General features: G+C 50.7%; 26 protein-coding genes. 17 read left to right on the forward strand and 9 right to left on the reverse strand.

The window, feature by feature from the left end; translation table 11 throughout:
• Positions 1-23: 23 nt before the first annotated feature.
• The 4 genes from ABGT54_RS03395 to ABGT54_RS03410 form a co-directional block, all read right to left on the reverse strand.
• Positions 24-515 (reverse strand): methylated-DNA--[protein]-cysteine S-methyltransferase, encoded by a 492-nt coding sequence (locus ABGT54_RS03395; protein WP_346662843.1) that lies wholly within the window; start codon positions 513-515, stop codon positions 24-26.
• Positions 516-584: 69 nt separating this feature from the next.
• Positions 585-1124, reverse strand: a complete 540-nt coding sequence (locus tag ABGT54_RS03400; RefSeq protein ID WP_204931370.1) for a DUF308 domain-containing protein — start codon at positions 1122-1124, stop codon at positions 585-587.
• Positions 1121-2953, reverse strand: a complete 1833-nt coding sequence (ftsH, locus tag ABGT54_RS03405) for an ATP-dependent zinc metalloprotease FtsH (protein ID WP_346662844.1) — start codon at positions 2951-2953, stop codon at positions 1121-1123. The genes ABGT54_RS03400 and ftsH overlap by 4 nt, the downstream gene beginning before the upstream one ends.
• 165 nt (positions 2954-3118) lie before the next feature.
• Positions 3119-3655 (reverse strand): TetR/AcrR family transcriptional regulator, encoded by a 537-nt coding sequence (locus ABGT54_RS03410; RefSeq protein WP_346662845.1) that lies wholly within the window; start codon positions 3653-3655, stop codon positions 3119-3121.
• Positions 3656-3825: 170 nt separating this feature from the next.
• Between ABGT54_RS03410 and ABGT54_RS03415 the strand changes: the two genes are divergently transcribed.
• A complete protein-coding gene (locus ABGT54_RS03415) occupies positions 3826-5172 on the forward strand; it encodes an MATE family efflux transporter (RefSeq protein ID WP_346662922.1) in 1347 nt (448 codons plus the stop codon).
• Positions 5173-5241: 69 nt separating this feature from the next.
• Positions 5242-6066, forward strand: coding sequence for a biotin--[acetyl-CoA-carboxylase] ligase (locus ABGT54_RS03420; RefSeq protein ID WP_346662846.1), 825 nt, complete (start codon positions 5242-5244; stop codon positions 6064-6066).
• A gap of 85 nt (positions 6067-6151) precedes the next feature.
• On the opposite strand, the gene ABGT54_RS03425 is transcribed toward ABGT54_RS03420, so the two are convergent.
• A complete protein-coding gene (locus tag ABGT54_RS03425) occupies positions 6152-7873 on the reverse strand; it encodes an L-lactate permease (protein ID WP_346662847.1) in 1722 nt (573 codons plus the stop codon).
• A 358-nt stretch (positions 7874-8231) separates the two neighbouring features.
• Between ABGT54_RS03425 and ABGT54_RS03430 the strand changes: the two genes are divergently transcribed.
• The 11 genes from ABGT54_RS03430 (at position 8232) to ABGT54_RS03480 (ending at position 17940) form a co-directional block, all read left to right on the forward strand.
• Positions 8232-8870: a TetR/AcrR family transcriptional regulator C-terminal domain-containing protein gene (locus ABGT54_RS03430; RefSeq protein WP_346662848.1), complete on the forward strand. Its 639-nt coding sequence runs from the start codon at positions 8232-8234 to the stop codon at positions 8868-8870.
• Positions 8864-9703: a glycine/betaine/sarcosine/D-proline family reductase selenoprotein B gene (locus tag ABGT54_RS03435; RefSeq protein ID WP_346662849.1), complete on the forward strand. Its 840-nt coding sequence runs from the start codon at positions 8864-8866 to the stop codon at positions 9701-9703. Before ABGT54_RS03430 ends, ABGT54_RS03435 begins: the two co-directional genes overlap by 7 nt.
• Positions 9704-9880: 177 nt before the next feature.
• Positions 9881-11161: a glycine/sarcosine/betaine reductase component B subunit gene (locus tag ABGT54_RS03440; protein WP_346662850.1), complete on the forward strand. Its 1281-nt coding sequence runs from the start codon at positions 9881-9883 to the stop codon at positions 11159-11161.
• Between the two features lie 4 nt (positions 11162-11165).
• On the forward strand, positions 11166-12485 hold the full coding sequence (locus tag ABGT54_RS03445) for a glycine/betaine/sarcosine/D-proline family reductase selenoprotein B (RefSeq protein WP_346662851.1): 1320 nt from the start codon (positions 11166-11168) through the stop codon (positions 12483-12485).
• An 11-nt stretch (positions 12486-12496) separates the two neighbouring features.
• Entirely contained in the window at positions 12497-13675 is a 1179-nt protein-coding gene (locus tag ABGT54_RS03450; RefSeq protein ID WP_346662852.1) for a M20 family metallopeptidase, read from the forward strand.
• Complete coding sequence (locus ABGT54_RS03455) at positions 13641-14525, forward strand: radical SAM protein (protein WP_346662853.1); 885 nt, start codon at positions 13641-13643, stop codon at positions 14523-14525. The genes ABGT54_RS03450 and ABGT54_RS03455 overlap by 35 nt, the downstream gene beginning before the upstream one ends.
• Positions 14526-14751: 226 nt before the next feature.
• The gene (locus ABGT54_RS03460) at positions 14752-15393 is read left to right on the forward strand and encodes an alpha/beta hydrolase (RefSeq protein ID WP_346662854.1); all 642 of its coding nucleotides are present in this window, start codon (positions 14752-14754) and stop codon (positions 15391-15393) included.
• Positions 15371-15844 carry an alpha/beta hydrolase fold domain-containing protein gene (locus ABGT54_RS03465; protein WP_346662855.1) on the forward strand — a complete coding sequence of 158 codons (474 nt, stop codon included), beginning with the start codon at positions 15371-15373 and terminating at the stop codon, positions 15842-15844. Before ABGT54_RS03460 ends, ABGT54_RS03465 begins: the two co-directional genes overlap by 23 nt.
• A gap of 21 nt (positions 15845-15865) precedes the next feature.
• Positions 15866-16282 carry a hypothetical protein gene (locus ABGT54_RS03470; RefSeq protein WP_270645128.1) on the forward strand — a complete coding sequence of 139 codons (417 nt, stop codon included), beginning with the start codon at positions 15866-15868 and terminating at the stop codon, positions 16280-16282.
• Positions 16283-16368: 86 nt separating this feature from the next.
• Positions 16369-17499, forward strand: coding sequence for an alpha/beta hydrolase (locus ABGT54_RS03475; protein ID WP_270645127.1), 1131 nt, complete (start codon positions 16369-16371; stop codon positions 17497-17499).
• Between the two features lie 24 nt (positions 17500-17523).
• Positions 17524-17940: a hypothetical protein gene (locus ABGT54_RS03480; RefSeq protein ID WP_270645126.1), complete on the forward strand. Its 417-nt coding sequence runs from the start codon at positions 17524-17526 to the stop codon at positions 17938-17940.
• Here ABGT54_RS03480 and ABGT54_RS03485 read toward each other — a convergent pair.
• Complete coding sequence (locus ABGT54_RS03485; protein ID WP_346662856.1) at positions 17930-18454, reverse strand: TetR/AcrR family transcriptional regulator; 525 nt, start codon at positions 18452-18454, stop codon at positions 17930-17932. The genes ABGT54_RS03480 and ABGT54_RS03485 overlap by 11 nt on opposite strands.
• Before the next feature lie 155 nt (positions 18455-18609).
• Here ABGT54_RS03485 and ABGT54_RS03490 point away from each other — a divergent pair, with 155 nt between their 5' ends.
• On the forward strand, positions 18610-19308 hold the full coding sequence (locus ABGT54_RS03490; RefSeq protein WP_346662857.1) for an LrgB family protein: 699 nt from the start codon (positions 18610-18612) through the stop codon (positions 19306-19308).
• Here ABGT54_RS03490 and ABGT54_RS03495 read toward each other — a convergent pair.
• The 3 genes from ABGT54_RS03495 to ABGT54_RS03505 form a co-directional block, all read right to left on the reverse strand.
• Positions 19301-21046 carry an ABC transporter ATP-binding protein gene (locus ABGT54_RS03495; RefSeq protein ID WP_346662858.1) on the reverse strand — a complete coding sequence of 582 codons (1746 nt, stop codon included), beginning with the start codon at positions 21044-21046 and terminating at the stop codon, positions 19301-19303. The genes ABGT54_RS03490 and ABGT54_RS03495 overlap by 8 nt on opposite strands.
• Positions 21043-22851 carry an ABC transporter ATP-binding protein gene (locus tag ABGT54_RS03500; RefSeq protein ID WP_346662859.1) on the reverse strand — a complete coding sequence of 603 codons (1809 nt, stop codon included), beginning with the start codon at positions 22849-22851 and terminating at the stop codon, positions 21043-21045. Before ABGT54_RS03500 ends, ABGT54_RS03495 begins: the two co-directional genes overlap by 4 nt.
• Before the next feature lie 76 nt (positions 22852-22927).
• A complete protein-coding gene (locus ABGT54_RS03505) occupies positions 22928-23545 on the reverse strand; it encodes a TetR/AcrR family transcriptional regulator (RefSeq protein WP_346662860.1) in 618 nt (205 codons plus the stop codon).
• A gap of 196 nt (positions 23546-23741) precedes the next feature.
• Here ABGT54_RS03505 and ABGT54_RS03510 point away from each other — a divergent pair, with 196 nt between their 5' ends.
• From ABGT54_RS03510 to ABGT54_RS03520, 3 genes are read left to right on the forward strand one after another with little or no spacing between them, the layout of a single operon-like run.
• Positions 23742-23888 (forward strand): hypothetical protein, encoded by a 147-nt coding sequence (locus ABGT54_RS03510; RefSeq protein WP_204931352.1) that lies wholly within the window; start codon positions 23742-23744, stop codon positions 23886-23888.
• On the forward strand, positions 23878-24177 hold the full coding sequence (locus ABGT54_RS03515; protein ID WP_346662861.1) for a DUF6110 family protein: 300 nt from the start codon (positions 23878-23880) through the stop codon (positions 24175-24177). The genes ABGT54_RS03510 and ABGT54_RS03515 overlap by 11 nt, the downstream gene beginning before the upstream one ends.
• A gap of 6 nt (positions 24178-24183) precedes the next feature.
• Positions 24184-26265, forward strand: a complete 2082-nt coding sequence (locus ABGT54_RS03520) for a heavy metal translocating P-type ATPase (RefSeq protein WP_346662862.1) — start codon at positions 24184-24186, stop codon at positions 26263-26265.
• Positions 26266-26408 lie beyond the last annotated feature (143 nt).

Consider the following 26408-nt stretch of genomic DNA (forward strand, 5'->3'; position numbering starts at 1 on the left):
TTCATACATGGCTGGCGCTGGGATTAAGCCTGTTCCAGCGCCAGCAGTTTTTCTTTTCTCCAGATGCCGCCGGCATACCCGGTGAGGCTTCCGTCTGCCCCAATCACACGGTGGCAGGGAACGATAATAGAAATCTTGTTGTGGCCGACCGCACTGCCCACTGCCTGGGCGGACAGATGCGGAAGGCCTCTTTTTGCAGCCAGCTGCTTTGCAATGGCTCCGTAAGTGGTGGTTTCGCCGTAGGGAATGGATAAGAGAATCTTCCAGACCTCTTTCTGAAAGGTGGTTCCCTGAAAATGAAGAGGAACCTGGAAGTCAGGGGCCTGCCCTGAGAAATAAACATCCAGCCAGCGGCGGGTCGCCTGAAATACGGAGAGTTCCTTTTCTTCTGTTTCTTTATCAAGTCCCTGGGCAAAATACTTCTGGTCTTCAAACCACAGGCCGGTAAGGCCGGTATCATCAGCGGCAAGAAGAATCGTGCCAAGGGGAGAGCGGTAATGGTTTATATAATGCATGTATGCTTCCTCCTCGTTGTTTCTGCCTTTATCGTACCACAGGAGGGATTATTTTTCCATTCTATCTCCTTACCGCATTCCCACATTGCTGCACGCCAGGATGATGCTGTCGGTCCCGAGGAGGATCAGGTAAAATCCGGCGATAAACCCAATCGCTGCCAGAGAAAATGCCGGACGAAAGAGCATCAGGGTCCCAAGGGCCAGGCCGACGCCGTTGAGGATCAAAGTGGTATAGTACATCCCGTTTCCTGAAAAGAGCCGTATCGTTCCTGCGTGGGACAGTCTGGAAATACAGTGGGCGATGAACCAGATAGGAAACAGGACAGATAAGACCATCACTCCTGCACCCGGATATACCACAAGCATGATGCCGGCCATTACGCTGACGATACCGGAAATCAGCGATATGACAGGGCCAAAGCCGATGAACCGTTCCATGCGGATATACAGAAGGATATCTCCGATACCCATGATCACGGCAGCGAAACCAAACAGGACGATCAGTCCCCCGAATACTTTTCCTGGCAGAAGAATCGTGGCGACGCCGAGAAGGATCAGCAGGACGCCAAGGATCAGTTCAAGCCACCCAAGTCTGGAACGTCTTTTCATTGTGCATCGCCTCCTTTTTGATTCAGGATCGCCATGAATTCTTCCCCGGTGATCGTTTCTTTTTCATAGAGATATTTTGCCAGTTCATGAAGTTTTCTTTCATGTTCGAGAAGCAGTGCTTTTGCCTTCTCATGCTGGGCCTTTACCAGTTCCACCACCTTGCGGTCAATTTCTTTCTGCGTGGCCTCGGAGCAGGCAAGGGAAGTGTCTCCGCCCAGATACTGGTTGTTCACCGTCTCCATGGCCACCATGTCGAAGTCGTCGCTCATGCCGTAACGGGTGATCATGGCACGCGCCAGTTTTGTGGCCTGCTCGATATCGTTGGACGCGCCGGTGGTGACTTCTCCAAAGATCACTTCTTCTGCGGCACGTCCGCCTGTGAAGGTGGCGATCTTATTTTCCAGTTCCTGCCTGGTCAGCAGGTACTTGTCGCCGGTGTCCACCTGCATGGTGTATCCCAGTGCGCCGGAGGTGCGGGGAATGATCGTGATCTTCTGGACCGGAGCAGAGTCAGACTGCAGCGCGGCAACCAGTGCGTGGCCGATTTCGTGATAGGAGACGACCAGCTTTTCTTTGTCGGATAAAACGGCATTTTTCTTCTGGTAACCGGCAATAACCGTTTCAATGCTTTCTTCCAGGTCCGCCTCGGTTACCACCACCCGGCCATTCCGGACCGCACGAAGAGCAGCTTCATTGATGATATTGGCAAGTTCCGCCCCGGAGGCGCCTGCGGCCATGCGGGCAATGGTGTGGAAATCCACGTCCTGGGCCAGCTTGATTTTTTTGGCATGGACTTTCAGAATGGCTTCCCGGCCTGCAAGGTCCGGCAGTTCCACAGGCACACGCCGGTCGAACCGGCCTGGTCTTGTCAGGGCAGGATCCAGGGATTCCGGCCGGTTGGTGGCAGCCAGAATGATGACGCCTGTATTTTCCTCAAACCCGTCCATCTCTGTCAGAAGCTGGTTCAGTGTCTGTTCACGCTCGTCATTTCCGCCGTAGCCTCCGCCGTTTCGCTTCTGGCCGATGGCATCGATCTCATCGATGAAGACGATACAGGGGGCTTTTTCCTTTGCCTGGCTGAAGAGATCCCGAACTTTGGAAGCGCCCATACCTACAAACATTTCGACAAACTCCGACCCGGAGATAGAGAAGAAGGGAACATTGGATTCCCCGGCGACCGCTTTTGCCAGCATGGTTTTGCCGGTTCCGGGCGGCCCCACCAGCAGGATGCCTTTGGGCATGGAAGCGCCGGCTTCCGTATATTTCTGCGGGTTGTGGAGATAATCCACGATCTCAGCCAGATTTTCTTTGGCCTCGTCCTCCCCGGCCACATCGCTGAAGCGGATACCCTGGGTGGACTGGACGTAGATCTTGGCGTTACTTTTCCCCATGCCAAAGGCCATGGAATTCTTGCCGCCCGCCTGCTCCATCAGCTTTTTGCTCATATAGCGTCCCAGTGCAATGAAGATCAGGATAGGAAGGACGGTAGTGAGCAGGATACTGAAGAGCGGCGAAACAGGCTCCTCTATGATCCGTTCAAACTCCGCGCCGCAGTTGTGGAGACGCTCTGCCAGGCCAGGATCTTCCATAGCGGTGGTCTCATAGGTTTTGCTCTGTTCTTTATTCGTAAAAATAATTTCTGTGTCCTCGATCTGTACCAGTCCGATGTCTCTGTCATCGATCATATCCATAAAGGTGTTGTAGCCAACCTCTGTCACCTGGGAATGCCCAAGCAGAGGAGCGATCAGCATATTAAAGAGGAAAATGATCAGAAGGACCATACAGTAGTAGAAGATCATAGGTCGTTTTGGTGATCTGACTTCTTTCATAGTTATAAATTCTCCTTTTCTGACGTCTGAGTATTTTTTGTCATTTTCTATTGTATGGAGCCGGAACGAAATCTACAATGATCAGATCAGAAAAAGTGTATAGACAAAAAGACTGAAGTGTAAAAAAATACACTCCAGTCTGTGAACAGATCTTTTATAGAGATATTAGGAAGAAGGGGAAATTCCTTCGCTGATCAAAAGGTAGACCAGATGAACAATCTGCTCCAGATTTTTTGTATCTGTATCTGTCCAGTTTTGCAGTAGTCCGATGATCGCATAACTGTGATAGCGAAGGATCAGACCTGCTTCTAAGCGCGTACAGTTTTTGTACATGTCTTTCTTCTCGGCCAGCTGCTCAAACAGTTGACAGAAATAGTGTGAGAAAAGCGCTTCCAGTTCATTGCCGTAATTGCTTTCCAGTCCTTTTTTCACATAAGGCATAGTGTGGATCGCCATCAGGAAAAAACGGCGGAGTTCCTCCTCCGGATCACTGCTTTCTCTTTCCTGCGCCAGGATATGCTCCTCGCTTTTCTCGAATATCCATCGGAAGAGATGGGGGATATCTTCAAAATGATAGTAGAATGCCTGCCGGGTGATTCCGCATTCTTCGACAATATTTTTTACAGTCAGTTTTTTGACATTTTTATCCATCAGAAGAGTCATGGCGGCTTCTGCAATTTGTTCTTTTGTATTGATCGGCATGTGTTCTTCTCCTTTCGCGAGAATTATACTTCCGCAGGAGAAGAATTTCAACCGTTTCCTTTCATTGGAAAACCGGAAGAAGACAACTTGACGCTGGACCTGGAAAGCAGTAAGATAAGCAGGGTAAATGGAGGGTACAGAAGGTGAAGAAGAATAAATACGAAATCGATATGTGCAACGGCACAATTATGGATAAGCTGATCTCATTCTCACTGCCGCTGATGCTGACCAGCATCCTGCAGCTGATGTTTAATGCGGTAGATATTATTGTGGTGGGGAGATTTACCGGAAGCCAGGCCCTGGCGGCCGTAGGATCCACCACTGCACTGATCAATATTTTTACCAATCTATTTATCGGCGTTTCCCTTGGCGCCAATGTGCTGGCGGCCAGGTATTACGCGGCCGGACAGGAAAAGGAAATGTCAGAGTCTGTACATACGGCCATCACCCTGGCTCTGATCAGCGGCGTGATCATGGCTTTTGTAGGGTTTGCGTCTTCCGGGGCAGCCCTGTCTTTGATGGACACGCCGGAAGATGTGATCGGACAGGCTACTTTGTATATGCAGATCTATTTTCTCGGCATGCCCTTTTTCATGCTGTATAACTACGGGGCTGCCATTTTGCGTGCGGTAGGGGACACCAAGAGGCCTCTGATGTTTCTGGCAGTGTCCGGCATGGCAAATGTGGTGCTGGACCTTCTGCTTGTGATCGTGATCCCGCTTGGAGTGGCCGGAGTGGCGATCGGCACCGTATCGTCCCAGATGATCTCTTCGATCCTGGTGATCCGCTGTCTCCAGAAAACAGAAGGAAGTTACCAGCTTTCTTTCCGGAAACTGGGAATCAAAAAAATATACATGATCCGTATATTTCAGGTGGGGATCCCGGCGGGGATCCAGAGTACGGTTATCAATTTTTCCAATGCGCTTTTACAGTCTTCGGTCAACTCCTTTGGCGCTACCGCCATGGCAGGGTATACTGCGGCCAATAATATCCTGGGATTCTTATATGTATCGGTCAATGCGGTTACCCAGGCCTGCATGAGTTTTACCAGCCAGAATTACAGCGTGGGCAAACAAAAACGGATGGACCGTGTGCTGTTAGACTGTATGATCCTGTCCGCAGGCGCGGCGGGGCTTCTGGGCGTAGGAGCCTATGTATTCGGGGATCAGGTGCTTCGGATCTATACGGCTGAGCCGGACGTGATCCGGTGCGGTCTGGAGATCCTTTCTATCACTACGGTGCCTTATTTCCTCTGCGGGGTTATGGATCTTTTCCCCGGAGCCCTGCGGGGGATGGGTCGTTCGGCAGTGCCGATGGTGTTGTCGGTGATCGGTACGGTGGGAACCCGGATCCTTTGGGTCTATGTGTTCTTCCCGCATCACAGATCCCTGTATTTCCTGTTCATCTCCTATCCGGGGTCCTGGCTCATTACCATCGCCATGCAGGCGGTATGCTTCTTCTATGTGAGGAAACAGTGTATCCGTCAGCTTCAGAATGCCGGGATGCTGGTCCGGTAAAGAAGATCCGGGCAGAAAGGGGTCTGTATCAAAGTGGAAGATCCGCATCATATAAGGAAGGAGGAAAAGATGCACGAGAAAGAGTTTTTTTACACTGACAATATCAGGGAGGCCGGTATCCGGGCGGCTCTAGGTCAAGAGCTTCGAGATCTGCCGCTTCAGGTTCTTCCGGTGGTGGATTCTACCAATATCCGGCTGCGTAAGATGGCAGAAGATGGGGCGCCGGATGGGATGGCGCTCATTGCCGGGGCGCAGACGGCCGGGAAGGGACGCCTGGGGCGAACCTTTTATTCACCTGCCGGAACCGGTGTGTACATCAGTCTGCTCCTTCGGCAGACGGGATGGGATCCGGAGCTAACAGGACGGATCACCACGATGGCTGCTGTTGCGGCCAGCGAAGCAGTAGAATCTGTGTCAGGAAAAAAGGCTGGGATCAAATGGGTCAATGATATTTATGTAGAAGGAAAAAAGGTCTGCGGAATCCTGGCAGAGGGAAGCGGCCACAGGGAGGACGGTGGTCTTTCTTATGTGATTCTGGGAGCGGGGTTTAATGTGTTTTCTCCGGAAGCGGGATTCCCGGAAGAACTGTTGCAGAAGGCAGGAGCCATTTTTGACACATATGAGGAACAGGCAAGAGAGAACCTGGCGGCCGGATTTCTGAACCGTTTTCTGCACTATTACCGTGCAAAAGACCATAAAAAATATGTGGGGAAATACCAGACGCGGTGTTTTGTGACGGGAAAGGATATTGTTGTCATTACGCCGACAGAAAAGAGAAGAGCACATGTGCTGGCTGTAGATGAAAACTGCCATCTGAAGGTGCGTTATGAGGATGGCAGGGAAGAAATGCTTTCTTCCGGAGAAATCAGCATCCGGCCCGTCGCAGAGGCGTAATAGAGGACATAAGAAAAACTCCCTTCCCGGGAAGACAGGCTGTATAGATGGCCTGTCCGCCGGCAGGGGAGCTTTTTTATGAACCTTACTGAAGCAGTTCCGGCATGGGATTTACGCCGGTAAAGAGCAGAACGCCTACAATAGTGGCAACAACTGCACAATAGATCAGGGCAGGAATGATATTGGTCCGGATCAGTTTTCCTTCGTTGCCGTTGGTGCCTGTGGTAGCGCATGCTGCAACAATATTGTTGACGCAGATCTGATTACCGATGGCTCCGCCCATATTCTGAAGAGCAACGATCAGTACCTGGGACATGCCAAGGACAGTTGCTGTTTCAAATTGCAGGGATGCAAACAGCGTGTTGGACACGGTACAGGAACCGGACATAAATGCTCCGAGTACTCCGATCAGCGGAGCTACCAGGAAGTAAGCTTTATCAAAGATATTGGCCAGCGCATGCGCCATGATATAGAGCATACTGCTGTTTGCATAGGTAAATTCTTCTACCGTCTGTCCGGCAGACAGGACGGTTTCGCCGATAGAGGCATCGCTGGTAAAGCGGTAGAGATTTACCATTGCAACGCCAAACAGAAGAGCGATGGCAGCACCGGACACCTGGTTGAACGAGTCGAAGATCGCTGTCCTTGCCTCTGTTTTTGTCATCTTATGTAAGAAAATGGTCAGTAAAGCCACGATAATAAATGGCAGGATCCCGGCATTCCAGAAGAATTTGAAATCCCAGTTAATGTTTTCAAATCCAAGGATGTGATCCACATGAAGGATAAACGGTTCATTGTTCAAAATATCCTTCAGGCCAAAGACGGCGATTCTGGAGATGACAAGAAAGATACCGATGATAATATAAGGCATCCAGGCTTTCACCGGGCTCATGCCTTTTTCCTTGGTAGTGCTGACCTTGCGGGTTGCCATCCAGGACTTGTCGCCCCATTCTTCCACCCGGTCAAAGGTCCATTCTTCTTTTGGCATCAGGATTCCTTTTTTGGCAGCAATCATCAGGACAAAGAGTGCAATGATGAAGGCAACCATAGAGGTTAATTCCGGTCCGGCAAAAATGGCCATCGGAATATAGATCACGGCAACGACTGCTCCGGAAAGGAGACAGAACGGGAGGGCCGGAAGGGCGTCTTTAAAGGACTTGTTGGGGCCAAATACCTTACAAAGTACGCAGACGCCGATAAAGATAATAAAGAATCCGCCGATCATATGAGGAATACAGGTCCATTTTGTCAGCTCCATGGTGAAAGTATCTGGGTTTCCGCCAAGGCCTGTGACAGCAGAGGCAACCGTACTGGAGGCAGTCAGAGTCGGGACGCCTACCGGTCCGGGGCAGACAGGTGTGGAGTTGTAGATCAGGCAGACCGCCGCCGCTGCAAGAGGCGGGAACCCAAGACTGATCAGGATCGGGGCTGCCAGTGCTGCCGGAGTGCCAAAGCCTGCGACTCCTTCAATAAAGCCTGCGAAGATATAGCCGATGATGACTGCCTGGATCCTTGCGTCTCTGGTAATATTTGAAAACATCTGATTGATGGACGCCATAGCTCCAGATTGTTTCAGGATATTCATCAGCAAAATCGCGCCGAAGATAATACACAGTGTTTCAAAGGCACTTAGGAAACCTGCGATCGTCTGCGCGGTCATCTCTAAAACACCCATGTGCCATACCAGTCCGGCAACCAGGCAGGCCACCAGCCAGGAAAGCGGAAGCGCCTGCTTTGCCGGCCTGTTGAATCCGACCATTAAAACTACGGTCAGCAAGATGGGAAATGATGCAATGAGAGCATACATGAAAAACTCCTCCTTTTTGAAAGTTCATAAAGTAATCCGGCATTTTTTTATGTCTGCATCATAGCAAAGTGTAAAAAGATAGTCATTTGTCAATCCGGAAGTGTGTCAGAATTATGGTCATCAAATCTGGAATGTATTAATGGATTTCAAAATTGGGAGAAAGAAGACTTGAAATATTCTGAAAATTGTGCAGTTCAAATAAATTGCACAAAAAAATCAACGGCGATTTGGTTGAATATAGATAAAACCTATATTAAAATATGATTAATAGAAAAAAGCGTAAGACAATGTAAGGGTTTTGTGAAAACAAATAATAAGAAAGGATATTGTTTTTTACGGCAGATAAGGAGAGTTGTATATGTCGAATAACATGATTACGAAGGACGCACTGGGAAAGGCATTAAAAGTGTTATTGGAAAAAAAGCCATTATCCAAAATATCTGTGAAGGATATTACGGAATACTGTAATATCAGCAGAAATACGTTTTATTATCATTTTAAGGATAAGTATGAGCTGATCAACTGGATCTTTTACACAGATATGCTGGAAAATGTGAACTCTTTTAATGACCCGTCGAAGCTGACCAACAGTTTTGTGAATGTGTGCAAGTGTCTGTATGCGAACAGGAAATTTTATCTGGCGTGTTTCCAGTATATCGGGCAGAATTCCCTGTATGAGTATCTGAATGAATTTTATTATGAACTCTGGAGGATCAATATTGACGTCCGGTATACGGAGTCTGGCTTTAAGCTGACAGAGACAGAGCTTCATCTGATGGCGAAGATGAAAGCCCATTCTCTGGTCGGGATCATATCTGACTGGGTGAAGGACGGCATGCACGATAATTATATGAGTTATTTTGAACAGGTGCATGCAGTTCTGGAGTTTGAAGCTTCCGGTTATGCAAGACTTTCTGATCAGATGATGCTGGAAAAACAGGAGGGCCAGGCAGGAAAAAAGAATGAAGAAGGGAAGAGTTATTTAAGAGTATGTTAGAAGAAGCAAAATGGATCTATTCCAATCTGGAGGATCGAAACAGGCAGGGAGAGAATCAGCTCATTCCGTTTATCAATTATCAGAAGCCTGCGCCCGAGAGATGTCTGGACATGTTGCTTTCAAAATATCGCGGGGAGCATTATCAGACGGAAGTTGTTATGGCAAAGCCGCAGAAATCACGGCTTCCTGTACTCCGCAAAAAACTAAGCCAGGCATCCGTCATGCTGATCACGGACGGCGGACTGGTACCGTACGGGAATCCGGACCGGGTTCCCTCTGTCAATGTAGGCGGGTTTTATGAATATCCGATCCGGGGTTGTGCAACCCTGGAGAGAGATAAGTATGAAGTGACCCATCAGGGATATGACAATTCTTTTGTAAAAGAAGATCCCAATCGTCTGGTTCCCGTGGATGTGATGCGGGATCTGGAGCGGGAAGGCATCGTCGGAAAGCTGTATGACAGTTTTCTTACAACAGTAGGCGTGATGGTTTCCACCGGGAAAAGCGTGTCTCTGGGAAGGGAAATAGCGGCTTATGTCAGAACCCTGGATGTAGACGCAGTGATCATCACCTCGGTGTGCGGGACCAGCACAAGGTGCGGAGCCAATATCGGCATGGAGCTTGAGAAAGTGGGAATCCCTGTGGTACAGATTACAAACCTGACAAAAATCGCAATGGATATTGGCGTACGCAGGATCGTAAAAGGAAATAACGTCTGTCATCCTCTGGGAGCGCCGAAACTATCGGATAAAGGGGAGAGAGAATACAGGAGAAAAATCGTCCTGACGGCGTTGGAAGAGCTGAGAATAGAAAGTGTGGATCAAAAGCTGTAGAAGATTTGTTTTCTACAGCTTTTTGTACAGATACGGTATTCGTCATAGAATTAAGCAGACCGAATATTTTGTTTATTGTCTGTTAATTACCTTGTGCATAGAATTAAAGTTAAATATAAAGTGAATTCGGCGGCCTGTAACCAGAGAATTTTAAAGGAAGGAGTACGGAAGAAAACTATGAGCAAAAAATTACAAATCGATTATATCCATGTGAAAAAAGTTGAATTCGGAGCAAAAACCGAATTGAAAGACGGTATCCTGACAGTCAACAAAGAAGAACTGATGGATCTGGCGAAAAGCGAATTGTTTGGAAGCCTGGACATTAAGCTGGCTGTGCCGGGAGAAAGCTGCAGGATCCTCGGAATCCACGATGTGATGCAGCCCCGTTGTAAGGCAGATGCCCCGGAAACTTCGTATCCAGGAATCTGGGGGAAGCTTGCACCCATGGGAGAAGGACGCACAATAGCATTAAAAGGAGTGGTGATCTCCGATATATATTATGCGAAGTGTAATATTAAATATTACCTGGATATGGGAGGAGAATGTGCGAAGTATACACATTTTTCCAAACATTACCATATCATCCTGGATGCGACGCCGGCAGAAGGCGTCAGTGATGCCAGCTATGCGGAAGCGCTGAAATACGCTTCTTTGAGCATTAACGTACATCTGGCAAAACTGGGAATCGACATGACGCCCGATGAGTCTGAAGTCTTTGAACTGGGACCGGTTGGACCGGGACCGGATGGCAAGCCGCTGCCGAAGGTGGCGTATCTGGTGACTCACATGGCGTCCCATGATACCTGGAACTTCCTGGTATATGGACAAAGCGCCATCGGATTCCTGCCCACGATCCTTCAGCCCACGGAGATCCTGGACGGGGCTATGGTATGGAGATACTGGGAGCCTAACTACTATCTGCAGAATGAAGTATATCTGAAAGAATTAATGAGACGTCATGGAAAAGACATTGAGTTTGTAGGATTTGTGATGGCAAACAATGTGATGAAAATTGACGGAAAAGACGCTATGGGAATGATGGCTGCCACCCTGTGCAAAGAGACACTGAAAGCGGATTGCGTAATTGTCAACAAGTCCGGTATGGGGCACTGTCAGCTGGATTCTGCGCTTGCCTATAACTGGGCGGAAAAGATGGGAATGCCCTGTGTTATGAATCTTTCGGCGGTTTCCAATGATAAGCCGGGCGACATGCTGGTTATTTCCGATCCCAAGATCGATGCAGTGGTAAACAGCGGAAGGAATTATGACCTTCATCATCCAAGGGTAGACAGGGTGATCGGCGAAGGAACCAATGTGCCCAGTCTGATGGGAGTCGATGTACAGGGACCGTTTGTTCACACCACAAACTTTGCTTATCAGGGAATCTGGTCACAGCTTGGCGACTGCTATGTGACGACGGATGCAGATTTGCCGGATGTCCCGGAGAAGGAGGCGTAGGATCATGGGAGAAAAAATAAAGGTTGTTCATTATATTAATCAGTTTTATGGAGGATACGGTGGAGAAGATACCGCCAGTATGGGGATTGAAGTGAAAGAAGGTCCGGTTGGACCGGGACTTGCCCTTGCGAAAAATCTTGGAGATGAATATGAGATCGTGGCAACATTTATCTGCGGCGATAACTATATTGCAGAAAACACAGACGCAGTATGCGAAGAGCTTTCAAAAGTGATCGAAAAGTATCAGGCGCAGCTGTTTGTGGCAGGGCCGGGCTTTAATGCCGGACGTTACGGGATCGGCTGCGGCGCAACAACCGCGATGGTGACAGAGAAATTAAAGATCCCGGCGGTAACAGCTCTCTATGCGGAAAACCCGGGGACAGATCTGTACAAAGACCGGTGTTATATTCTTCAGACCGAAAATAATGCGGCAAAGATGCGGCAGGCAGTAAAACAGGTGTCTGAATTTGCTAAGCGTCTGGTAAAAGGAGAACCCATCGGCGACGGTAAAAAGGAAGGATATCACGGCTCCGGGCCGGCGATTGAGATTGATTACAGTGTACCGGCTCCAAAGAGAGCGCTGCGGATGCTGTTAAGCAAATATCATCATGAACCATTTGCGACAGAAGTGATCATGCCCAATCATGAGGAAATTCCGTTGCCTGTTCTTGAGAAACCGGTGGATCAGATCAAGATCGCAGTGGTAACGGATGGCGGACTGGTGCCAAAGGGCAATCCGGATCATCAGGTACCTACAAATTCTAAATATTTCCGGATCTATGACACCAAGGGAGCAGACTCTCTGGATCCGGCGGATTACGAGGTCAGCCATCAGGGATATAATAACGCGTTTGTTCTTCAGGACCCCAACCGTCTGGTGCCGATGGATGCTCTGGAGGAGTTGAAAAAAGAAGGCAAGATCGGAGATGTTTATCCGAAATTCTATTCTACAGCAGGTGTTATGACGCCAATGGAGATGGGAAAGAAATTTGGAGAAGATATCGCAAAAGATATGAAGGAACACGGCATTGACGCCGCAATCCTGACGTCCACCTGAGGTACCAGCTCTCGCTGCGGTGCAGTGATGACAAAAGAGATTGAAAGGGCAGGTATCCCGATCGTCCATGTAACCAATTTGACAAAGATATCAGAAGGCATCGGTACACACAGAATTCTGCGCGGAAACAGCGTGCTTCATGTATTTGGCAACCCGTCGCTTCCGCATGAACAGGAAGTGGAGTACCGGAAAGGTATGGTGGAAGAGGCGCTGGAAATGCTGACGGAGAAACCGGAAGAAGGGCAGCAGGCGCTGATCCATGAATAGGAAAGGATAACATGATACAGCAGTACAGTGGAATACAGGCATATATTTTGAGAATCAGGCGAAGATTGCATCAGATTCCGGAAATCGGGCTGAACCTTCCTAAAACCGCTTCTTTTATTCAGAGAGAACTGGAGGCGCTTCAGATTCCTTATGTTCTGTCCGAGAGGGACAGCGGGATCATGGCGGTGATCAAGGGAGATTATCCGGGAAAGACGGTCGCATTTCGGGCGGATATGGATGCACTTCAGCTGGAAGAAGAAAATACTGTGGACTACTGTTCCCTGCATAAAGGTTGTATGCATGCGTGCGGACACGACGCGCATATGGCAATGCTGCTTGGGACGGCAAGGCTTCTGATGACCTGGCGGCACAGTATGCACGGCACAGTCCGCCTGATCTTTCAGCCGGGCGAGGAGACGGCCAGAGGAGCCGCTCTTGCGATCCAGGATGGATTTGTGGATCGTGTGGACGCGATTTTCGGCCTCCACATCGGGACTTTGTTTGGAAAAGAGATCCCCTGCGGGCAGTTTGTGGCTGCCCGCGGGTGTTGCATGGCTTCCTATGACCATTTCATTTTAAAAGTGAAGGGAAAATCCTGTCACGGATCCAATCCGGAAAAGGGGACAGATCCGATCCAGATCGCTGCTCATATGATCCTGGCTCTTCAGACCATTCAGACAAGAGAATTAAGTGGAACAACCGCCAGTGTGATCACGGTGGGCAAAGTGACCGGTGGATTTGAATATAACGTCATCCCGGACGAGGTGCTGATTGAAGGGACCACCCGGGCGCTGAATGAAGAAGTGCGTGTTTATCTGGCGGAAAGGATCCGGCAGATCGCGGAAGCAACCGCGCAGACATTTGGCGGAACCTGTGAGACAAAGATTCTCTGGGGCGCTCCGCCGGTAGTGAATGATCCCAGGATGGCCCGCCTGGCGGCAGATGCAATAGCAGAGCTGTTAGGCGAGGATAAAGTGAGCATGGAGATGGAGGCTCCCTGTATGGCAGGGGAAGATTTTGCCAATTATCTGGGCAGGGTGCCGGGGGCATTTCTGTATCTGAGCTCTTCCAATCCCAGGAAGGGTACGGATCGTCCCCATCATAGCTCAGGGTTTAATATTGATGAAGAGGTGTTATGGGAGGGGGCGGCAGCATTTGACAGGATTGCCAGAAAGATGCTGCAAAGATAAATACATGGATACCACACAGTTATATTCAGAAAAAGAAATATACCGGCCTTTCTGGGAACGAAACAGCGCGTTCCTGGAAGTGGAGACAGGGTGCAGCTGGCACAGATGTGCTTTCTGCGATTTTGCCAGGGATTCCTTTTCTTTGTTTCCGATCGATGAGATCCAGAAGAAAATCGAATTGCTGGCTCCTTATGTTCGGGAGAAAAAAAGTATCTTTTTGCTGGGAGAGAATCCCCTGGTGATGCCGACACAGAAACTTCTTTTGATTTTTCAGTCCATCCGAAAGCATATGCCCTGGATGGAGCAGATCAACATGTATGCCAGATTTGATGATGTACTGAAAAAGGCGCCGAAAGAAATCATGTTATTGCGAAAAAACGGGTTGCATAGTCTGTATCTGGGGCTGGAGTCCGGAAACGATGAAGTTCTTAAGTTGATGTCCAAGGGAGAAACTGCTTCACAGGCAGTGGAGGCCTGCAGCATCCTGCGGGCAGCCGGTGTGGAGATTGGATTAAGCGCGATCACAGGCCTTGGAGGAAAAGAACGGTCCTTTTCTCACGCCAAAGATACGGCAGAGATTTTGAATAGCATACGACCTGGGAAGATATGGATGATGGGGCTTCTGGTGTGGCCGGATACGCCCCTTGCGACATTGGTAGACCAGGGGAAATTTCACCCCCTGACACAGAAGGAAAAGGCGGAGGAAGAGATTCTGCTGTTGTCCGGCCTGGAACATTTTGACTGTATCTTTGCGGATACAACAGTGATGGGAAAGTATACGCTGATCGGTCAGCTGGCAACTGAAAAAGAACGGATGATCCAGTGGCTTCATGAGCTGGAGTGTGGTTAAGTCTGGCGATTTCCGGAATATAAATCGTACTATTTGTTAAAAAAAGCGACAAATCGAAAAAGTGTTGAAAATGAGTACACATCCGGGAGTTTGTCAGATTTCTTTTGTGTAAAAATATAGTATATTCAAACTAAGATATTTGGTGGATTTTGTTAATCTAAATGTATTTTGTTCAGGCGGAACAATACAAAATATCCAAAATTATTTTTTTAAAGGAGGAAATACTATGGGACTCGACAAATTTAGGATTCGTGACGATGCAAAATGGGGACATCCGGAACTGGAAGTTTCTTATTCCCTGATGGGGCAGTCGGTGGGATATTCAGAAGTCCTGCTCAATGACGACCTGTCTTTTGAGGAACGGCAGGAGTTTGCAGCACATGCAGAAGACGGATTTAAGGATTATCTTCCGGATTATGACTGGTCCCGCGTAACAGAGTATGAGGCTCCTGGCTGTATTGATGAGCCGGACGCTCCGCCAGTGAAGATGTTAGTGGCCAACCCCAAAGAGAAATGGAGTTATAAGAGAAACAGCCCCTGTATCCTGATTATTCCGGGAGGCGGACTTACCACATGTTTCCGGTTTACTGCCGATATTGAGAACTGGGCGGATAAGTTCGGCGTGCCGGTTGCAACACTGACGTATCGTACCCTTTGCCAGGGAGCGCAGTATCCGGCGCCGGTTAATGACTGTGAAGCTGCATACAATTTCCTGGTTGAACATGCCAAAGAGCTGAATATCAGCCCCAATAAGATCGTTCTTCACGGAAACAGCTCCGGCGGACATCTTGTCACTGGCTCTTTGCCACAGGTTAAAGAAACGTGGCATTACCCCACGCGGATGTATGGTATGGGTGCCGATCATTGATGACCGTCCGATGCCGCAGTATCGTTCTCTGAGGATTAATTCTGCTTTCTGGGGCGGCTCTGATGCAGCACAGTCCGCAAGGCAGTATCTTGGAAAATTGAATAACTGTGTGGATGTTCCGGCAGAAGCATTCCCGGGACGTGCAACAGTAGAAGAGTGTGTAGGACTTCCGCCTACATTCATCCATGCAATGATCAATGACAACGGACTGGATCAGACTTCCGAGTATATCAGCAAGCTGGCGGCAGCAGGCGTTTACTGTGAGATGCATGCATGGGGCGGCAGCCAGCACTGTTCACTGACTACGTCTGCAAATGTGTTGGATAAGGACGATCCGGATGCAGAATATGCACAGCTCTTTAACAAGGTCTGCGAAAAAGAGATCCGGGATATGTTTGAATATGATCTTAGAAGACCGTGGACAGTAGAAGAATTTAACGAACCCGATTAAACCGACAGGAGGAAATTAGAAATGGTTGAATTTTATGAATATGAGGGCCTGGGATATATTGTAGATCCGGAGAGTGATACCAAACAGGTATTTATTCCCTCTCCGCCGACGATGACAACAGTAAAGACCAATCCGCGTCCGGGTATTATCTATATCACCGGCGGAAAGGTAAAGGAAGGCTACGAGAAGTTAGAGGATCTGAAAAACTATGCGGAAGAAAATAAGGTAATGATCATTTGCCCAGCTTCCCTGGATCCGGAAGAGATTGCAGAGACTTACAAATATGTGACAACAAAATATAAAGTTTTGAATGTCAAGAGAGATGAACTTTCCGTACAGGGCGACCCTGATACTATGGAGGCGGCACAGGAGGCTGTCGACTATCTGGTTGACGAGTGTGACGCAGATGTGGATGATGCAGAGGAATTCTCCCTATAATTTCTGGTTCTAGATAGGAAATGGAGGATTGCAGGAAGGTGTAATCCTCCATTTCTGGATGATTTTAAGTAAGGAGGAAATAGAGTATGTGGGCAAAATTTGAAGGCGATCGCAATAAAGACGGGATCATCGTAGAAGAAGGACGTATGATCGATATTACAGATCCCAAATGGGGACATCCGGACGGACGTGATTTCTGGGATCTGGATCCAAAGCTGAATGAAGGAACTGCTATGCTTTACAGCCCGTCTGTTCCGCAGGAAGAGAAGCTTGCGGCAGGAACGGCAAGACAGAAAGCGTATATGGAACAGTGGTGGTCCAGTGAACATACCTGTGATATTGAGAAATATGAAGCTCCGGGCTGTGAAGAAGAGCCGGATACACCGGTAGAAGTATGGGTGGTAAAACCGCATAATCTGAAGAAGAGAAAGAACCGTGTTCTGTTCTATGTAGTAGGCGGCGGTCTGACCGGACTGAACCCCAATGCCTATCCGATCGAGAGAATGTGTGAAGAACATAAATGTGTAGGAATCGTGCCGATCTATCGGCTGTCCTGGCAGGCACAGTATCCGGCGGCCATCAATGATCTTCACGCTGCCTATAAATGGATGTATGAAAATGCAGATGAACTGGGGATCCATAACGATAAAGTGGTTATGAGCGGATCCTCCACAGGCGGACATCTGTGCCTGGCTTCTGCATTCCGGTTAAAGAGATATGGTTACAGCCCCAGAGGCATCGTGGTTGTCAGCGCGCAGACAGATGACCGTGAAAAGGACGGCGATTCCCTGTATACCGGTATGTGGGACGCAGTAGAACAGCACGACGGACTTGCAAACTGGCTGGGAAGAAACTTTGCTTCCAACAGAGTCGGCCCTGAGGCCCTTCCGAACCACGCGACAGTAGAGGACTGCATCGGATTTCCACCTACCTTCATGTATCAGGCGGAGATGGATCCGGATATCCTTCCCAATGTGGAATTTTATACCAAGCTTCTGAAGGCCCACAGTTTTGTGGAATATCATGTATATGGCGGCGCGCATCACTCCAATGGAATCTGGGCTGTGATCAAGAACTGCGGAGAGCCCAATGAATATTCTACGAGAGCATCGATCAGCTTTGAGAGCAATATTGAAGACTGCTTCAAATATGATCTTCGCCGTCCGTGGGTGGTAGAAGATTATAAAGCCGCATTTAAGAGACGCTTTGGAGAGTAAAAGGGAAGAAAGAGGTGCAGAAGAATGAATGTTGATTTCTATGAATATGACGGACTTGGTTATGTGGTAGATCCGGAAAGCGATACCAAAGTGGTGACCGTAATTCTGATCGGAAAACAGACGGTAAAGGCGAATCCCAGACCTGCAGTCATTTATGTGACGGGTGGAAAGATTGATGAGTCTTATGAAAAACTGGAAGAGTTGAAGAAATATTGTGCAGACAACAAGGTAGTATTTATCTGTCCGAAGGCAACCGATGCCGAAGAACTGGGTAAGACCTATCAGTATGCACTGGATAAGTTTAAAGATCTGAACATCGTCAAAGAAGAAATATCCATCAAAGCAGATTCAGAACATCTGGATGCAGCGCAGGAACTGGTGGAATATGTTCTGGATGAGTTTGACGACGAGCTGGACGAGGCAGAAGAGTTCAGCCTGTAAAGAAGAATGGCGCCCCTTTCCCTCCCGGACGGCGGTTTGTCTGCGAAGTACAGACGCCGCTTCCGGGAGGGATTTCCTTTTTGTTTTCTATTGTATTTTGCGGAATTTTGGGCCCCATCAATTTCAGCCGTCCGGCTGTATAAAAGTCCCTGAGCTGATCTACATAGCGCAGGGCCTTGCCTTCCGGCATATCGTGGATCACGATCTCAAAGATCCCGTTAAACATGCCGCTGGCAATGATATGGCACATCTGTTCATCTAACTCTGGGATCTCCCGCCCAAGGCGGCGGAGGACGTCCATATATTTCAGTGTATATTCCACTTCCACCTCCACCATGTTATGGACAAAATGTTCATAGCTGGTGCCTTCTGACCGGCAAAGCAGCAGCTTTACCGGTTCCCGGTGCCGGCAGATATAATCCACCATCCAGTGGACGCAGTCCGAGGATTCTACGCCCATGTGATCCGGCTGCTGTTCTTCGGGCAGTTCCGCGAAGGAAGTCTGGGCCTCCATAAACCTTCCCATAAGGGCGGCGGCATGGGGACATATGAAGGCTATGCTTGTGCCCGCCTGCGTAATCACAGTGGTGTCCACGATCGTAGTGATGGTTACAGCGGGAAAAGTGACGGATGCCTGTATCAGGAAATCAGAAAAAGGAGAAAAAACACATGCTGGAAGAAGTGATTCTTAATTCTGCGGCATCGGGAGTATTTATCAGCCTGGCCGCTTACGGGATCGGAGTGCTGGTAAAACGCAGATGGAATACGGCGCTTGCCAATCCGCTGATGATCGCCATCATCCTGGTGATCCTGTTCCTTTTGGCAACGGGAACCGATTATGAAACCTATAACGCCAGTGCAAAATATTTGTCTTATCTGCTTGCGCCGGCTACAGTGAGTCTGGCAATTCCCATGTATGACAGACTTCATCTTTTGAAGGAAAACTACCGGGCAATCCTGACCGGCATCCTGTCCGGAGTTGCGGCGAGCCTTTTGACCGTATTGGCGCTGGCGCTTTTATTTGGTCTGACCCAGGCAGAGTATGTGACGCTTCTGCCGAAATCTGTCACCACGGCGATCGGTATGGGCGTGGCGGAAGAACTGGGCGGACACAGTGAGATCGCGGCGGCTGTGATCATTATCACCGGAGTGCTGGGAAATATGATGGCAGAGCCAATCTGCCGGATCTTTTCCATCCGTCATCCGATAGCAAAAGGGATTGCCATTGGCACTTCCGCTCACGCCATCGGCACGGCAAAAGCCATGGAGATGGGTGAGACGGAAGGCGCCATGAGCAGTCTGGCGATTGTGACTGCAGGTGTCTGTACCGTGGCAGGTGCGGCAATATTTGCCGGGCTGATTACTTAAGTCTCCACCCGGCGCTCTGTCTCTGCAGATCCACCATATGGCGGAAGAGGCCGTTTTGTTTCATCAATTCCGAAGGAGTCCCCTGTTCTGTCACCATGCCTTCAGAGAGAACAACGATTTTGTCTGCTGCTTCCACGGTGCGCATCCGGTGGGCGATGACCAGAACCGTCTTGCCTGCGAGCAGGCGGGAGAGGGCTTCCTGAACAGCGCTCTCATTTTCCACGTCCAGGCTGGCGGTTGCCTCATCCAGAAGGATGACCGGCGCATCTTTCAAAAGGGCGCGGGCGATGGAAATCCGCTGGCGTTCTCCGCCGGAGAGGGTGGAGCCGTTCTCGCCGATCATGGTCTGATAGCCCCGGGGCAGTTCCCGGATAAATTCATCACACCGGGCGGCTCTGGCGGCTGCGATCACTTCCTCGTCCGAAGCGCCTCGGCGGCCCAGACGGATATTTTCCATCACCGTATCCCGGAACAGCACCACATCCTGGAATACCATGGAGTAGGAGCGAAGAAGCGTTTCCGGGTCCACTGTGGATACATCCGTTCCGCCTAAGAGAACTTTCCCGCCGGTGACGTCCCAGAACCGGGCCGCCAATTTGCAGGCAGTGGATTTCCCACCGCCGGAGGGGCCGATCAGGGCGGTCACTTCGCCCTGCTTTGCAGTGAAGCTTACATCCTCAAGTACGCCGTCTCCCTCCCGGTAGGCGAAGGAGACATGGTCAAAGGTGATGTCATAGTTCTTCGGTGTAAATTCTTCCGTCCCCTTCTGCACCGGCTGTTCCAGAATGGAGCGCATCCGCTCGATCTGCAGTTTGGCGTTGAAGGTGGCGGCGATATTCTGGAGCACAAGCCCCAGCGGGTCGTACAGCCTGGCGGCGGCAAAGAGGAACCCGAGGAAATAGAGGAAAGAAAGTTTTCCGTCCGCCAGGAGAGCTCCGCCAGTCAGGATGGTGGTCGCCAGACCCAGCCGGAGAAACGCCTGGGCGGAGCAGACGAACACGCCGGTTGCCAGCTCCGAGTGGATGGAGCCTTTCTCCATGGCTGCAAGTTTCTTCTCCAGTTTTTCCATGTACGCGTCCTGCCGGCTGCATGCCTTGATATCCCGGATGGTTTCCAGTCCTTCCTGGATACAGTCGGCGACTGCCCGTTTATTTAAAATATTCTTTGTGCCGAAGGAATCCTGGATCTTCCTGCTCCCTGCCGTCAGAAGGACCGCAGCAGGCACGACCCATAAGATTGCCAGTGCCATCCGCCAGTCGCAAACGAACATGGCGACGCCGATCACCAGCGTGGAGAAGACGGACGCAAAGAGCTGCGGCACGTAGTGGGAGAACATCTGGTCCAGACTGGAGCAGTCTGCGATCATGGTGGAGGTCAGGTCGCTCAAGTCCCGGTTTCCGAAAAAGCTTAAGGGAAGCTGCCTCAGGGTTTCTGCCAGGCTCACCCGCCGGCTGGCGCTCTCTTTATAAGTGGCCAGATACAGGGAAGCATACTGGAACCAGTGGAGGACAAACAAAAGGATCAGGACCGCCAGGGCAGAGCCTGTGTAGATCCAGAAACCCTCCAAGGGGCTGCCGCCGGTTTCCATGGCATCCAAAAGGTGCTTCGCCGTAAACAGGACGGCCCCCACCGGAAGCATCAGGCTTAAGTTGCACACAAAACACCAGATAACGGCTTTTACAAGATCTTTTGCTCCTTTCTCACTGAGCGCGAATACGTGCTGTAATTTCTTTGTCATACGGTCTTTTCCCCCTTTCCGCTTTTCGGATCTGTCCGCCCGACTTTCCACCGGGCGCTGCGCTGATAGTCTTCCCACATGGCGGCATACACGCCATGCTGTGCAAGCAGGCTTTCATGGCTGCCCTGTTCTGCGATCTTTCCGCCGCTTAAGACAATGATGTGGTCCGCATCCTGCACGGTGGACAGCCGGTGGGCGATCATCAATACGGTTTTATTCCGGATCAGCGCTTCAAACGCCTTCTGGATCTGGTGCTCATTTTCCGGGTCGGCAAAAGCTGTTGCCTCGTCCAGCACCACGATGGGCGCGTCTTTTAAAATGGCGCGGGCAAGAGCGATCCGCTGCTGCTCGCCGCCGGAGAGGTACACGCCCCTGGCGCCCACCACAGTATCCAGACCCTGGGGAAGTTTTTCCAGAATATCATCGCACTGGGCAGCGTGTGCGGCGGACAGGACTTCCTCTCTGGAAGCGTCCGGCCGGGCTGCCCGGATATTTTCCAGAAGGCTCTCTTTAAACAGCCGGGTATCCTGAAACACAAAGGCTGTCTGTTTCATCAGGTCTTCCGTATCCATTTCTTTGACATTGACGCCCCCGATGGAGACGGCGCCGCTGTCTGCATCCCAGAAGCGGGGAATGAGGCTTGCTGCTGTCGTCTTGCCTCCCCCGGAGGGCCCTACCAGCGCTGTCACCTGACCGGGCCGGACAGCAAACGATACATCGGAAAGAGCCGGGCGGTCCGCGCCGGGGTAGGTAAAGGTCACGTGGTCAAAGGATACAGCGGCGTCTGCCGGCTGTTTCTCTATGCCTGTGTTTTCCATCGGTTCCTGGCTCAGGATCTCATCCAGGCGTCCCACGGCTTCATCCGCCTCCATGACAGCTTCGCTCATGTACATGATGCGGTTGATCATCTGGCCGCAGGCAGGAGCGAACAGGGCATAGAAGATAAAGTTGACAAGCACCGTGCGCACGTCCCCGCCGGAGGCAAGCAGCAGAGCCGCCGGGATCAGCAGGGCGAAAGCTCCGTTGATAAATGTCAGGAAACAGGTCTGCCCCACACGGCAGCTCATGGCGTACTGGCTGGCAAGGTCGCTGTAGTCCCTGATGGCTGCATAGAAAGCTTTGAAAGAGTACACGGTCTGCTGGAACATTTTTACCACGGGGATGCCCCGGACATATTCCACCGCCTCGCCGCTCATGCGCTCGATCTCCTTCTGATAGCGGTGGAAAAAGCCGGCGTTCTTTCCGCCCATCATCAGGCACATGGACAGCAGCGCCAGCACCATGGTGAGCAGGCACAGAAGCCCCATTTTCCAGTCAAAGAGGAAGAGCATCAGAACGGCGGCAATGGGAGTGACGATCGTTCCCGCCAGGTCAGGCAGCTTGTGGGCAAGCAGATCTTCTGTAAGACCGGCATTGTCGTCGATCAGTTTCCTGAGCCGTCCGGACTGACTGCCCGTGAAGAATCCAAGCGGCAGCTTCAGGACGTGCCCCATGGCAGCGCGCCGGATATTCCGGGCCGTGCGGAAGGCCGCGATATGAGTGGACATGAGCGCTGCAAAATACAGAACGATACTTATGACAGCGGTCCATACCGCCGTCCAGCCCCAGCGGGCAGACCCGGACACTCCGGTGAGCGCGGGCCAGGTTTCCAGGACGTCCCTTGCCGCAAGCCATACGCACACATAGGGGATCAGCCCCAGTACCGCGGACAGGGCGGAGAGGATACAGCCCAGCAGGGTGAGATTTCTGTGCCCGCCCGCATAACCCAGGATGCGGGCAAGGCTGCTTTGCTTTTTCTGCTTCAAATGATTACCTCCCTTTTGTTTAAAATATGTATCATGAAGTTAGAAATGACTAACCATCATGCAAAAAAGATGGGGGCTACGGCCCCATCAATTTCAGCCATCCGGCTGTATAAAAGTCCCTGAGCTGATCTACATAGCGCAGGGCCCTGCCTTCCGGCATATCGTGGATCACGATCTCAAAGATCCCGTTAAACATGCCGCTGGCAATGATATGGCACATCTGTTCATCTAACTCTGGGATATCCCGCCCAAGGCGGCGGAGGACGTCCATATATTTCAGTGTATATTCCACTTCCACCTCAACCATGTTATGGACAAAATGTTCATAGCTGGTGCCTTCTGACCGGCAAAGCAGCAGCTTTACCGGTTCCCTGTGCCGGCAGATATAATCCACCATCCAGTGGACGCAGTCCGAGGATTCTACGCCCATGTGATCCGGCTGCTGTTCTTCGGGCAGTTCCGCAAAGGAAGTCTGGGCTTCCATAAACCTGCCCATAAGGGCGGCGGCATGGGGTTCTACGATGGAAGCGAACAGGGCTTCCTTGCTGGAAAAGTAGCCGTAGAAGGCCCCGGTGGTCACTCCTGCGTTTTTCACGATCTGGCGCAGGGAAGCGCCCAGGAATCCTTTTTCTGAAAATTCGTCCAATGCGGCCTGCTGGATCCGTTCTAATGTAGATAATGTGTTTTCATCCATGGCAATCTCCATATAACAGTGATATATAACAATGTTATATTATGGAAATATCCAGCCGCTGTCAAGTGGATTTCAGGGATTATATGGGATAGTGAGAAGTTTTATCGACAAGGCAGATTAGCTTTGACTACCCTGGGAGAGTGTTGCTATGCTGATATAGTATTCTTATTGTAATCTAGTAAAACAGAAGGAAGTGATGGCACATGAAACAGCACAGATTCTGGGCATGGGCTGCCGTGTTCTGCTTCATAATGGTATTTTATACCGGATACAAGCACAAGTGATCAGCCGGCAGCAGAGCAGTAAAAAGTATTATCAGGAGGTAGAAGTATATGTTCAGTGAGTCATTGATGAAAAAGATCGGATTATTCGCAGGAGGAGTCCTCTTCGGGACAGCCGGGGTAAAGCTTTTATCCAGCAAAGACGCGAAGAAGGTTTACACAGAGTGTACGGCAGCGGCGCTGCGCGCAAAGGACTGCGTGATGAAAACGGTTACGAACGTACAGGAAAATGCGGAGGATATCCTTGCGGAAGCCCAGCAGATCAATGAAGAGAGGGCGGCGCAGGAAGCGGCGGCTGTGCAGGAGACAGAGGAAGACGGTGCGGATCCTTCCGAAGAAGGAACGATGTAACCGCCCATGAAATTTATCATAAAGCATGAGATCAGGGGCCGTCTCCGCATCCATGTCGTTCAGGAGAAAATGACATGTGCGGAGGCGGATACTCTTTTCTGGTATCTGGACAGGCAGGGCAATATAACAGATGTGAAAGTGTATGAGCGCACCGCAGACGCTGTCATCTGTTATACCGGGGAGCGCGCCGCGCTGCTCCGTCTGCTGAAGAACTTCCGGTATGAAGAGGTAGCCGTGCCGGAGACCGTTGTCCGCAATTCCGGTAGAGAACTGAACGCATCTTATAAGGAAAAACTGATCGCGAAAGTGCTGCTGCACTACGGCGGAAGGCTTCTGGTGCCTGCGACCCTGCGCGCAGGGATCGTGACGCTTAAGTCACTTCGATATCTTGCGGCGGGGCTGCGCTGCATCCGGGAGAGGAAGATCGAAGTCCCGCTTCTGGATGCGACTGCCATCGGGGTCTCCGTCCTGCGGCGGGACTTTAATACCGCCGGTTCGGTCATGTTCCTCTTGGGAGTGGGAGAACTCCTGGAAGAGTGGACCCATAAAAAATCCGTGGGAGACCTGGCGCGGAGCATGTCCCTGAACATTAAAAAAGTCTGGCTGAAACGGGACGGGCAGGAGATCCTGGTAAAGGCGGATCAGATCCGAAAGGGCGACGTTGTGACCGTACATATGGGAAATGTGATCCCCTTTGACGGAGAGGTGTCCGGCGGGGAAGGCATGGTAAACCAGGTCTCCCTTACAGGGGAGGCCATGCCCGTGCGCAGGGTGCCAGGGCAGTCCGTCTATGCGGGAACCGTGGTGGAGGAAGGCGAACTGGACATCCTGGTAAAGGCGGTTTCCGGCTCCACCAGATTTGAAAAGATCGTGGCCATGATCGAAGATTTGGAGAAACTGAAGTCTTCTATGGAGAGCAGGGCGGAGCATCTGGCCGACCGGCTGGTGCCGTACACTCTGCTTGGCACGGCGGCAGCCGGGCTCCTGACCAGAAATGTGACAAAGGCGTTGTCCGTGCTTATGGTGGACTTTTCCTGCGCCCTGAAGCTTGCCATGCCCCTGACTGTGCTCTCAGCGATCCGGGAGGCCGGCGGGTACGGGATCACCGTGAAAGGCGGGAAATTCCTGGAAGCGGTCGCGGAAGCGGACACCGTGGTTTTTGACAAGACCGGGACGCTTACAAAGGCGAAGCCCACGGTGAAAGCAGTGATCCCATTCGGGGATGAACCGGAGGAAGAATGCCTGCGGATCGCGGCGTGCCTGGAGGAACATTTCCCTCATTCCATGGCAAAGGCCGTGGTGGATGCGGCAAAGAAGCGCTGTCTCGCCCATGAGGAAATGCATTCGAAAGTAGAGTATGTGGTGGCGCATGGGATCTCTTCATATATTGACGGGAAAAAAGTGGTGATCGGAAGCAGTCATTTTGTATTTGAAGACGAAGGCTGCACAGTCCGCCCGGAATGCCGGGAGAGATTTGAGGCGCTGCCGGAAGAGTACTCCCACCTGTATCTTGCCATTGAAAAGGAACTTGTCGCGGTGATCTGTATCGAAGATCCGTTGCGGGAAGAGGCGGCGGATATGATCCGGGCGCTGAGAGCACAAGGGGTACAGAAAACGGTCATGATGACCGGGGACAGTGAGAAGACCGCTGCCGCTGTCGCCCGCCGGGTCGGCGTGGACGAGTATTACGCGGAAGTGCTGCCGGAAGAAAAGGCAGGATTTGTGGAGCGGGAAAAAGCGCTGGGACACAAGGTCATCATGATCGGGGACGGGATCAATGATTCCCCGGCCCTGTCCGCCGCTGACGCGGGCATTGCCATCAGCGACGGCGCGGAGCTTGCAAGAGAGATCGCCGATATTACCATTGCGGCGGAAGACCTGGCGGAACTGGTGGTACTGAAGCGTCTCGCAAACGGGATGATGAAACGGATCGGGAAAAATTATCACCAGATCATCGGGATCAACGCGGCGCTGATCGCGCTTGGGATCACCGGACGGATCAGGCCTACATCCTCAGCGCTGCTTCACAACACATCCACACTGCTGATCAGCCTGCAAAGTATGAGAAATCTTTTGACGGAAGAATAGCGGGCCGGTTTAAAAAGTTGACTGATGTTTTCAGTGACGATTTGTCGCAGAAAACATCAGTTTTTTGTTTTTGAGAAAAAATATCAATAAAATCCACCTGGAGTTATTGAATACTAACCGTAGTTAGCATATACTAATCAATA

This window comes from uncultured Merdimonas sp., from assembly GCF_963929015.1.
Classification (GTDB): Bacteria; Bacillota; Clostridia; order Lachnospirales; family Lachnospiraceae; genus Merdimonas.